A 10,287-nucleotide genomic window follows, 5' to 3' on the forward strand; every position below is an offset into this window, starting at 1 on the left:
AACCAATATGGCCAATGTGGTGGTCGTCGGCGCGCAATGGGGCGACGAAGGCAAGGGCAAGATCGTCGACTGGCTGTCGGAACGCGCCGATGTGATCGCGCGCTTCCAGGGTGGCCACAACGCCGGCCATACGCTGGTCATCGGGAACACGGTCTACAAGCTGTCGCTCCTGCCCTCGGGCATCGTGCGCAAGGGCAAGATGGCGGTGATCGGCAATGGCGTGGTGCTGGATCCTTGGGCGCTGTTCGCCGAGATCGACAAGCTGACCGCCCAGGGCGTCGAGATCGGCCCGGACAACCTGATGATCGCGGAAAACACCCCGCTGATCCTGCCGCTGCACCAGGACCTGGACCAGCTGCGCGAGGAAGCCGCGGGCGCCAGCAAGATCGGCACCACCGGCCGCGGCATCGGCCCGGCCTATGAGGACAAGGTCGGCCGCCGCACCATCCGCGTTGCCGACCTCGGCGACGAGGAAACGCTGGATTCGCGCCTCGACCGCCTGCTGGCGCATCACGACGCGCTACGCCAGGGCCTGGGCGCCACGCCCATCGACCGCGCCGAGCTGCGCGCGAAGCTCTTGGAGATCGCGCCGAAGCTGCTGCAATTCGCCCAGCCGGCCTGGAAGGTGATGAACGACTATCGCCGCGCCGGCAAACGCATCCTGTTCGAGGGCGCGCAGGGCTCGCTGCTCGACATCGACTTCGGCACCTATCCCTATGTGACCTCCTCGACCACCATGTCGGGCATGGCCGCGACCGGCACCGGCATGGGCCCCTCGGCCATCGGCTTCGTCCTGGGCATCGTCAAGGCCTATACCACCCGCGTCGGCTCGGGCCCGTTCCCGACCGAGCTTGACGACGCCGACGGCCAGCGCCTGGGCGAGCGCGGCCACGAATTCGGCACCGTCACCGGCCGCAAGCGCCGCTGCGGCTGGTTCGACGCCGTGCTGGTGCGCCAGACCTGCGCGATCTCCGGCGTGAACGGCATCGCGCTGACCAAGCTCGACGTGCTCGACGGGTTCGAGACGCTGAAGATCTGCACGGGCTACGAGATCGACGGCCAGCATTTCGACCACCTGCCGACCGCCGCCGCGCTGCAGGACAAGGTGCGCCCGGTCTACGAAGAGATGCCCGGCTGGCAACAATCGACGCAAGGCGCGCGCAGCTGGGCCGACCTGCCGGCCGAGGCGATCAAATACGTCCGCCGCATCGAGGAGCTGATCCAGTGCCCGGTGGCGCTGCTCTCGACCTCGCCCGAGCGCGACGACACCATCCTCGTCACCGATCCCTTCGCGGATTGAGATGGACCTGAAAGCCCGCAAACGCTGGTCCCTGCTGATCCTGCTGATCGGCCTGCCGCTTTACATCGTGGTGGCCGTGACGCTGGTGAACTGGATGGACCGGGCCTGGGGCCGGCAGCCGATCCTCGTCGAGGTGCTGGTCTATGTCGCCCTGGGCATCCTCTGGGCGCTGCCGTTCCGCCGCATCTTCAGCGGCATCGGCAAGGAAGAATGATTCTCGACAGCCCCCGGGCGGTCACGCTGATCGGCGGCGCGCCGGTCAGCCGCGCCGACCTCGACGCGGCGTTGGCGCTGGCCCCGACCGTCGCCGCCGCCGACCGCGGCGCCGATACCGCGCTGGGCTTCGGCCTGGTGCCGCGGGCGGTCTGGGGCGATTTCGACTCGATCTCGGACCGCGCCCGGCAGGTGATCCCGGCCGGGAATCTGCACCGCATCGCCGAACAGGAGAGCACCGATTTCGAGAAATGCCTGACCCGCATCCGCGCCCCCTTGGTGATCGGCATCGGCTTTTCCGGCGCCCGGCACGACCATTTCCTGGCCACGCTCTCGACGCTGGCCCGCCGCATCGGCCCGCCCATGATCCTGATCGCCGGCGATGACGCGATCACCCTGGCGCCGCCGAAAATCAGCCTCGACCTGGCGCCCGGCACCCGGCTGTCGCTTTTCCCCATGGGCCCGGCGACCGGCCGCTCCACCGGGCTGCACTGGCCCATCGACGGCCTGGGCTTCGCCCCGCAGGGCCGCATCGGCACCTCGAACCGCGCCACCGGCCCGGTCACGCTCCAGCTCGACGGCCCGATGCTGCTGATCCTGCCGCGCACGGAACTGCCGCGCCTGGCCGCGGCGCTCTAGGCTTCTTTGCTCCCCAAATACCCATGCACCCGCGCCGTCAGCGCCCGCGGATCCGCGGGTCCATGGCGTCGCGCAAGCCGTCGCCGATATAGTTCACCGACAGCACCGTCAGCGAGATGAAGGCCCCCGGCAGGATGACGCGCCAGGGATACATCTGCATCTGGTCCACCGCGTCGAACAGAAGCCGGCCCCAGGTCGGGAAATCCGGCGGGAATCCCAACCCCAGGAAGCTCAGCGCGCTTTCGGTGATGATCGCGGTGGCGATGCCCAGCGTCGCCGCCACCATGATGGGCGAGACGACGTTCGGCAGCACATGGCGCAGGATCATACGTGGCGCCGGCGTGCCGATGGATTTCGCCGCCAGGATGAACTCGCGCTCCTTCAGCCCCAGCACGTCGCCGCGCACGATGCGCGCGGTCTGCATCCACGAGGTCGCGCCGATGGCACAGACGATCAGCAGGAAGGTGCCGCCCGCCGGCCCCAGCGCCTTGCCCAAAGGCTCGCGGAACAGGGTCACCATCAGCAGAAGCAGCGGCAGCAGCGGCAAGGCCAGGAACAGCTCGGTCAGCCGCATCAAGGGCGCGTCGAGCCGGCGGAAATAGCCCGACAGCACCCCGACCAGGCTGCCGAGACTCAGCGCGATCGCCATGGCCACCAGCCCGACCGCGATCGAGACCTGGCCGCCCGCCATCATCCGCGCCAGCAGGTCGCGGCCCAGCTGGTCGGTGCCGAAGGGATGGGCCAGCGTGAAGCCCTGGTTCCGGGCGCGGTAATCGACGAAGGTCGGGTCGATCCGCCACAATACCGGTCCCAGGCTTACGAACAGCACGATGGCCGCGAAGATCACCAGCGCCAGCATGGCGCCGCGGTGGCTGCGGAACTGGCGCCAGACGTCGCGTCCCTGGCTGCGCATCGGCGCGCCCTCGACCGGGGCGTCGGGGGGCAGCGCCTCAGCCCCGGGGACGGCGGCGGGCGCGGCGGCTTCCTCGACCAGCTTCGGGTCAGTCATAGCGGATCCTCGGGTCCAGAACGCCATAGAGCAGGTCGGCGACCAGGGTGAAGACCACGATCAGCGCCGCGAAGATGAAGGTCAGCGTCATCACCATCGGAATGTCATTGGCATTGATCGCCAGGATCAGCAGCTGCCCCAGCCCGTTCACCTTGAACACCTGCTCGGTGATGATGGCGCCGCCGAAGACCGCCGGCAGCCCCAGCGCGATCACCGTCACCACCGGGATCAGCGAGTTCCTCAGCACATGCTTCAGCACCACCACCCGCTCGCTCAAGCCCTTGGCGCGGGCGGTGCGCACGTAATCCTGCCGCAGATTGTCCAGCATGGAGGCGCGCATGAAGCGGCTTATCTGCGCTGCGTTATACAGTGCCAGCACCGTGACCGGCATCACCATCTGCCGCACCTGAGCCAGGAAACTGTCCCAATCCGTCACCCGCAAGGTGGTGTCATAGATCGACGGAAACCATTGCAGCTTGATGCCGAAGACGATGATCAGCACCACCCCGGTAAAGAAGGTCGGCAGCGAAAACCCCACCATCGAGACGAAGGTGCCGATCTGGTCGAACCAGGAATATTGCCTGTAGGCCGAGACGATGCCGATCGGGACAGCGATCATCACCCCCAGCAGATAGGACAGCCCGACCACCGTCAGCGTCTGCGGCAGCCGCTGCGCGATGACGTCGAAGACCGGGCTGCGGCTCTGGAAGCTGATGATGCGCTGCATGCCGGCGCTGAAATCCGTGCCGAAGGCGCGGTCGAACCAGTAAAGCGGCTCGACCCAGAAGAACTGCTTCAGCCACAAGGCGTAGCGGATATACCAGGCCTGCCCCAGTCCCAACGCCTCGCGCATGCGCTCCTTGACCTCGGGCGGCACGGTCAGCGGCACGTCGCCCAAGGGGTCGCCGGGCGAGGCTTCCAGCAGCAAAAAGATCACCAGCGAGATGAACAGCAGCGTCGGGATCGCCAGCATCAGCCGGCGCAGGGCAAAGTTCAGCATGGCGATCCCCCGGTGCTCACTCGGCGCGGCTCCAGTCGGCCACGTTCCACAACTGCCCCTCCCAGCCGTTCGGCGCGACGCCGGCAAGGCTGTTGGCATGGGCCGAAACCATGCCGCGATGGATCAGCGGCAGCAGGTAATGGCCGTCCGCCGTCAGCGCGTCCGTCAGCGTCCTGGCGATCTCCTGGCGCTTGCCGGGCTCGGCGCTGGCATGCAGCGCGGCGATGCCGGCGTCATAGGCCTCGTCGCAGAAGCGCACGGAATTGTTGCCCTGCCACTGGTTCTCGGCCGAGGGGATGCGCGAACAGACGAACTTGTTCAGGAAGGAGGCGGGGTCGGGGATATAGAAGGCATCGGTGAACATCTGCGCATCGGCGTTGAAACGCTGCTGCGAATCCGGGTTGCCGGGGTCGCCGCCGAAGAATGAGGCGCCGTCCACCGCCTTCAGCTCGGTCGCGACGCCGATCTCGGACCACCATTGCTTGACCAGCGCCTGCACGTCCTGCCTGACCGGGTTCACCGTGGTCTGGAACAGCAGCGCCAGCCGGCGCCCGTCCTTTTCCCGCACCCCATCCGCGCCGGGCATCCAGCCGGCCTGGTCCAGCACCGCCTTGGCGCCCTCGATGTCCTGCGCCAGACAGTCGTCGCGGCCCGAGGCATAGGTAGCCGGCACCGGCACGATGGTGCAGGTCGGCTTGCCGGCCGGGCCATAGGTCAGCTCGGCCAGCACCGGGCGGTCGATGGCCATGGACAGCGCCTTGCGCACCGCCGGATCGCCCAGGACCGGATGCGGATGCGCCCGGGTCGAGCGTTCCTCGGCCGGCAGCTCGGGGCTGGGATCGGTCTGGTTCAGCTCGATCCGCTCGACCATCGAGCCAAAGCTGGCGACCAGCTTGCCCTTGCCCTGCGCCTCCATCGCGGCCACCGCTTCGGGCGGCAGTTGCAGGTTCCAGGCGAAATCGTATTCGCCCGATTCCAGCACCGCGCGCGCCGCCGCCATGGCATCGCCGCCGCCCTTGACCGTCACCCGGTCGAAGGCGGGCTTGGACGCATCGCGATATTCCGGGTTGATCTCGAAGACCGCCACGTCGCCGGGCCGGAACTCGGTCACGCGATAGGGGCCGGTGCCGATGGGACCGAAGTTCTGCGCCGTGCAGCTGGCACCCGCCGCGCCGCGGCAAGCCTGAAACTGCGCCTTTTGCAGCACCGGCGTGCGCCCGCCGACGAAAGCCTGCAAGGGCGCATAGCGCGGTGCGTCGAAGTTCAGCCGCACCGTCTGCGCATCCAGCACCTCGGCCGAACGGATGCCCTCGAACTCGGCCAGCACCGCGCAGCCAAAAGCCGGATCCATGCAATATTCGGCGGTAAAGGCCACGTCCTCGGCCGTCACCGGCGAACCATCGGACCAGGTCAGCCCCGGTTTCAGTTTCCAGGTGACCGAGGTGAAATCCTTGGCGATGCCGCCATTCTCGACGCTGGGGATCTCGGCCGCCAGCACCGGCAGCAGGCTGCCGTCATCGGCGACCAGCGCCAGGGGCTCGACCACCATCGAGGCCGGGTCCACGTCCTTGGCGCCGGTCGAGAGATAAGGGTTCAGCACCGTGGCGGCCTGCCAGTACAGCACCTTCAATTCGCCGTCGCCGCCGCGTTCGGCCAGCGCGGGGGTGGCAAGGCTCAGCGCCAGGGGCAAGGCGATCATGCGGGAAATCATCGTTTTCTTCCAGTTGGTTGACGGGGCGGCCCGACCCACCCGGGGGCCGGGCCGCCAGCATGGCCTATTGCTTGACGCGATACCAGTCCGCGACATTCCACAGCTCGCTGTCCCAGGCGTTCAGCTTGACGCCGCCCAAGGTATTCGACACGGCCGAGGCGGTGCCGCGATAGACCAGCGGGATCACCGCATTGCTGTCCCTGGTCAGCATCTCGTTCAGCTTCTTGCCCATGGCGCCGCGTTCGGCCGGATCGACGATCTGCGTCATCTCGCCGATCATCCTGTCGAACTCCGGGTCGCAGAAGCGGCTGGTGTTCTCGCCCTGCCACTGGTTTTCCGGGCCGGGGATCTTGTCGCAGGTCTGGCGCGCCAGATAGGGCTCGGGGTTGTTGCCCTCGAAGTTGTTGGCATACATCTCGACGTCGGCATAGAATTTCTGGAAGGTGTCGGGCGAGCCCGCGTCGCCGCCGAAGAACACCGACGGATCGACCGTCTTCAGCTCGGTCTCGACGCCGATCTCGGACCACCATTGCTTGATGAGCGCCTGGAAATCCTGACGCACCGCGTTGACCGAGGACTGGAACACCAGCTTCAGCCGCTTGCCGTCCTTTTCGCGGATGCCGTCGCCCCCCGCGACCCAGCCGGCCTGGTCCAGCAGCGCCTTGGCGCCCTCGATGTCCTGGGCCAGGCATTCGGTATTGTCCGAGGCCCAGGCCGCCGGCGCCGGCACCAGGTTGCAGGTGGGCCTGCCGGCCGGGCCATAGCCGATCTCGGTCAGCAGCTGGCGGTCGATGGCCATGGACAGCGCCTTGCGCACCGCTGCATCGGTCAGGATCGGATGCGGGTGCCGGGCGGTCGAGCGTTCGCCCTCGGGCAGGTCGGAACTCGGGTCGGTCAGGTTGACATGGATGCGCTCGACCAGGGAACCGAAGGCCGCCACGTTCTTGCCCTTGCCGGCCGCCTCCATGCCGGCGATGACCTCGGGCGCCAGCTGGGTGTTCCAGGCATAGTCGAACTCGCCCGTCTCCAGCACCGCGCGCGCCGCCGCCGCCGAATCGCCGCCGCCCTTGACCACCAGCCGGGCGAAGGCGGGCTTCGCCGCATCGCGATATTCCGGGTTCGCCTCGAAGGTGATGGTGTCGTTGGTGCGGAACTCGGCCACCTTGAAGGCGCCGGTGCCCTGCGGGTTGAAGTTTTGCTCGGTGCAGGTCGGGGCCTTCTCGCCGGTGCAATTCTGAAACTGCGCCTTTTGCAGCACCGGCGACTGCGCGCCGACGAAGGCCGAGAACGGATCGGGCCGCGGCGAGACGAAGCTGATCTTCACCGTCAGCTCGTCCACCGCCTCGACCTTTTCGACGCCCTCGAACTTCGCCAGCTGTGCGCAGCCGCCGTTCGGGTCCAGGCAATAGGCGGCGGTAAAGGCCACGTCCGCGGCGGTGAAGGGGCTGCCGTCGGCCCATTTCACCCCCGGCTTCAATTTCCAGGTGACGCTTTTCAGGTCCTTGGCGATGCCGCCGTTGTCCAGGCTGGGGATCTCGGCCGCCAGCCGCGGCTCGATGGTGCCCTCGGTGGTGAAGCTCGCCAGCGGCTCCAGCGCGATGGAACTGGCGATGATGTCCTTGGTCCCGGCCGACATATAGGGGTTCATCGTCGAGGGCGCCTGCCACATGATGACGTTCACCTGCCCGTCGGCGCCGCGTTCGGCCAGGGCGGCGGGGGCGGTCAGGGCCATGGTCGCGGCCCCCAGCATCAGGCATTTCAGTCGCATCGCACACTCCTTGCTCGCATGGATTGCCGGGCGGGCAGGGGACGTCGCGCCATGCCTGCCAATGGGTTCGCCGATTTTCAGACGGGTTTCCCGGCAAAAGCAAGGCGCATCTTTTGCGGTTGCAATGCCGAGGCGCGGCATTAGCCTGAACGCCTCGGGGCATCGACAGGGGAAACCATGCTGGACGCAAAGCCGCTCGTCTCGATCGAAGGCCTGCGCGTGGCGTTCCAGACCCACGGCGGCCCGGTGACCGGCGTCAACGACCTGTCCTTCGACATCCGTCCCGGCGAATGCGTCTGCGTGGTGGGCGAATCCGGCTCGGGCAAGTCGGTCAGCGCGCTGTCCCTGATGCGCCTGGTGGAATTCGGCGGCGGCGAGATCGCCCAGGGCCGGCTGCTGTTTCAGCGCGAAAGCGGCGCCCTCGACCTTGCCCGCGCCGCGCCCGCCGCCATGCGCGACATCCGCGGCAACCAGATCGCGATGATCTTCCAAGAGCCGATGACCGCGCTGAACCCGGTCTTCACCATCGGCGACCAGCTCTCCGAGGGGCTGATCGCCCACCGCGGCCTGTCGCGCCGCGACGCCATGGCCCGCGCGCTGGACCTGCTGGCCGAGGTCCGCATCCCCGAGCCCGAGCGCCGCCTGAAGCAATACCCGCACGAGCTGTCGGGCGGCATGCGCCAGCGCGTGGTCATCGCCATGGCCATGGCCTGCCGCCCGAAGCTGCTGATCTGCGACGAGCCGACCACCGCCCTCGACGTCACCATCCAGGCCGAGATCCTGGCCCTGATCGACCGGCTGAAGCGCGAAACCGGCATGGCGGTGCTGTTTATCACCCATGACATGGCCGTGGTCGCGCAGATGGCCGATCGCGTCGTGGTCATGTTCCGCGGCAACAAGGTCGAGGAAGGCCCCGTCGCCCGGATCTTCGAGCACCCGCGCGAACCCTATACCCAGGCGCTGCTCGCCGCCGTGCCGCGCCTGGGCGAGATGACCGGCCGCGACGCGCCCGAGCCGATGCGCCTGATGCGCGGCGCGAACGCCCCCGCCCCGGTCGTCCCCCGCGCGCCTCGGCCACTGCTCACCGTCGAGCACCTCTGCACCCGCTTCCCGGTCAAGGGCGGCATCCTGCGCCGCACCGTCGCCCAGGTCCATGCCGTCGAGGACGTCAGCTTCACCCTCAACGCCGGCGAGACCCTGGCGCTGGTCGGCGAATCCGGCTGCGGCAAGTCCACCACCGGCCGCTCGATCCTGCGCCTGGTCGAGCCGACCTCGGGGCAGGTCACCCTGGGCGACCGCGACCTGCTGGCGCTCACGCCGTCCGGGCTGCGCCAGGCGCGGCGCGACATGCAGATGATCTTCCAGGACCCTTTCGCCAGCCTCGACCCGCAGATGCGGCTGCTGGACCAGATCGAGGAGCCGATGCTGAACTATGGCATCGGCACCCGCGCCGAGCGCCGCGACCGCATCGCCCGGCTCTTCGACCGGGTCGAGCTGCCGCGCAGCTTCATGCGCCGCTATCCGCACGAGATGTCGGGCGGCCAGCGCCAGCGCATCGCCATCGCCCGCGCCCTGGCGCTGAACCCGAAACTGCTGGTCGCCGACGAGGCGGTCTCGGCCCTCGACGTCTCGGTCCAGGCGCAAGTGCTGAACCTGCTGATGGAGCTGCAGCGCGAACTCGGCATCGCCATGCTGTTCATCAGTCACGACATGGCGGTGGTCGAGCGCGTCAGCCACCGCGTCGCCGTCATGTATCTGGGCCGCATCGTCGAGATCGGCAGCCGCCGCCAGGTCTTCGAGAACCCGCAGCACAGCTACACCCGGCAGCTGATGGCGGCGGTCCCCATCGCCGACCCGCGCCGCAAGACCATCGGCGACGACTTGCGCTTTCGCCCGATCCCCTCGCCGATCCACCCGATGGGCTATGTCCCGCCGCCCTCGACCTATGCCGAGGTGGCGCCGGGGCATCGGGTGCTGGTCGAGCCGGTGACGCATGGGTGAGGGGGCGATTTCTCAGCTTTGCGGTCTTGCCTCAGCGTGTTGGATGTGCGCTGCGAATGGCAGCTATCGGGGAAAGACCAGTGGATCACAGCTGATAACCCAGCCTTTCACCTTAGGGCTATCGCCTTAGACGAGCCTGCGCGGGGGTTGCGACCTGCGGCCAATACCCTTTGCGAAGCCGCGTGCGGCGGTTCGATCCTTTGTGCTCCCGCCCTTGTGGAGGCGGCCGGACAGAGGATCAACGCAATGTTTGCAACTGATTATGGAATGGTTTGTCTTGGGTTGTGATTTATCTTAAACCAATGGCGGAATCAGTAACATAATTCTGAAAGGTGCATGTTTGTTGACATTCTCTGAAGACGACACGGCTTATCGCTTCCTTACCAAAGCGGCGATTAACGCGATGAAGGCAGATGGTTGGAGCGTTGCCAAAGCTCCCGGCTTTGGAAGGTCAAATATCTGGAATATAAGTAAAGTGGCAAATCTGGTCGTGTATCTATCCGCACGACACAGAACAGGTGGATCGCTTACCAGCCGCTAGATCGTGGAGGAAAATGGAAGACGCTTGATGATGCTGATTTTGTATGCGTTTCAGCGTTTTCGTATGATGGCGATGGTGCTTCCCCGACCAATGTAGACATTCACC

The 10,287-nt window shown here is 67.1% G+C and carries 8 protein-coding genes; 4 read left to right on the forward strand and 4 right to left on the reverse strand.

Annotated features, from left to right (window positions below; genetic code table 11):
• The first annotated feature begins 7 nt into the window (after positions 1-7).
• From ASV56_RS10835 to ASV56_RS10845, 3 genes are read left to right on the forward strand one after another with little or no spacing between them, the layout of a single operon-like run.
• Positions 8-1,300, forward strand: coding sequence for an adenylosuccinate synthase (locus tag ASV56_RS10835; RefSeq protein WP_062561979.1), 1,293 nt, complete (start codon positions 8-10; stop codon positions 1,298-1,300).
• A gap of 1 nt (position 1,301) precedes the next feature.
• The gene (locus ASV56_RS10840) at positions 1,302-1,514 is read left to right on the forward strand and encodes a DUF2842 domain-containing protein (RefSeq protein WP_062561980.1); all 213 of its coding nucleotides are present in this window, start codon (positions 1,302-1,304) and stop codon (positions 1,512-1,514) included.
• The gene (locus ASV56_RS10845; RefSeq protein WP_062561981.1) at positions 1,511-2,152 is read left to right on the forward strand and encodes a thiamine diphosphokinase; all 642 of its coding nucleotides are present in this window, start codon (positions 1,511-1,513) and stop codon (positions 2,150-2,152) included. The genes ASV56_RS10840 and ASV56_RS10845 overlap by 4 nt, the downstream gene beginning before the upstream one ends.
• 37 nt (positions 2,153-2,189) lie before the next feature.
• Here ASV56_RS10845 and ASV56_RS10850 read toward each other — a convergent pair whose 3' ends face one another.
• The 4 genes from ASV56_RS10850 to ASV56_RS10865 all read right to left on the reverse strand — a co-directional run bounded on the left by ASV56_RS10850 (position 2,190) and on the right by ASV56_RS10865 (position 7,640).
• Positions 2,190-3,161, reverse strand: a complete 972-nt coding sequence (locus ASV56_RS10850; RefSeq protein ID WP_062561982.1) for an ABC transporter permease — start codon at positions 3,159-3,161, stop codon at positions 2,190-2,192.
• The gene (locus ASV56_RS10855; RefSeq protein WP_062561983.1) at positions 3,154-4,161 is read right to left on the reverse strand and encodes an ABC transporter permease; all 1,008 of its coding nucleotides are present in this window, start codon (positions 4,159-4,161) and stop codon (positions 3,154-3,156) included. Before ASV56_RS10855 ends, ASV56_RS10850 begins: the two co-directional genes overlap by 8 nt.
• Positions 4,162-4,177: 16 nt before the next feature.
• Positions 4,178-5,860 (reverse strand): peptide ABC transporter substrate-binding protein, encoded by a 1,683-nt coding sequence (locus tag ASV56_RS10860; RefSeq protein WP_253879955.1) that lies wholly within the window; start codon positions 5,858-5,860, stop codon positions 4,178-4,180.
• 76 nt (positions 5,861-5,936) lie between these two features.
• Positions 5,937-7,640, reverse strand: coding sequence for a peptide ABC transporter substrate-binding protein (locus tag ASV56_RS10865; RefSeq protein WP_062561985.1), 1,704 nt, complete (start codon positions 7,638-7,640; stop codon positions 5,937-5,939).
• A 177-nt stretch (positions 7,641-7,817) separates the two neighbouring features.
• On the opposite strand from ASV56_RS10865, the gene ASV56_RS10870 reads away from it, so the two are divergent.
• A complete protein-coding gene (locus tag ASV56_RS10870) occupies positions 7,818-9,641 on the forward strand; it encodes an ABC transporter ATP-binding protein (protein ID WP_062561986.1) in 1,824 nt (607 codons plus the stop codon).
• Positions 9,642-10,287: the final 646 nt, after the last annotated feature.

Source organism: Paracoccus aminovorans (assembly GCF_001546115.1).
Lineage (GTDB): Bacteria > Pseudomonadota > Alphaproteobacteria > Rhodobacterales > Rhodobacteraceae > Paracoccus > Paracoccus aminovorans_B.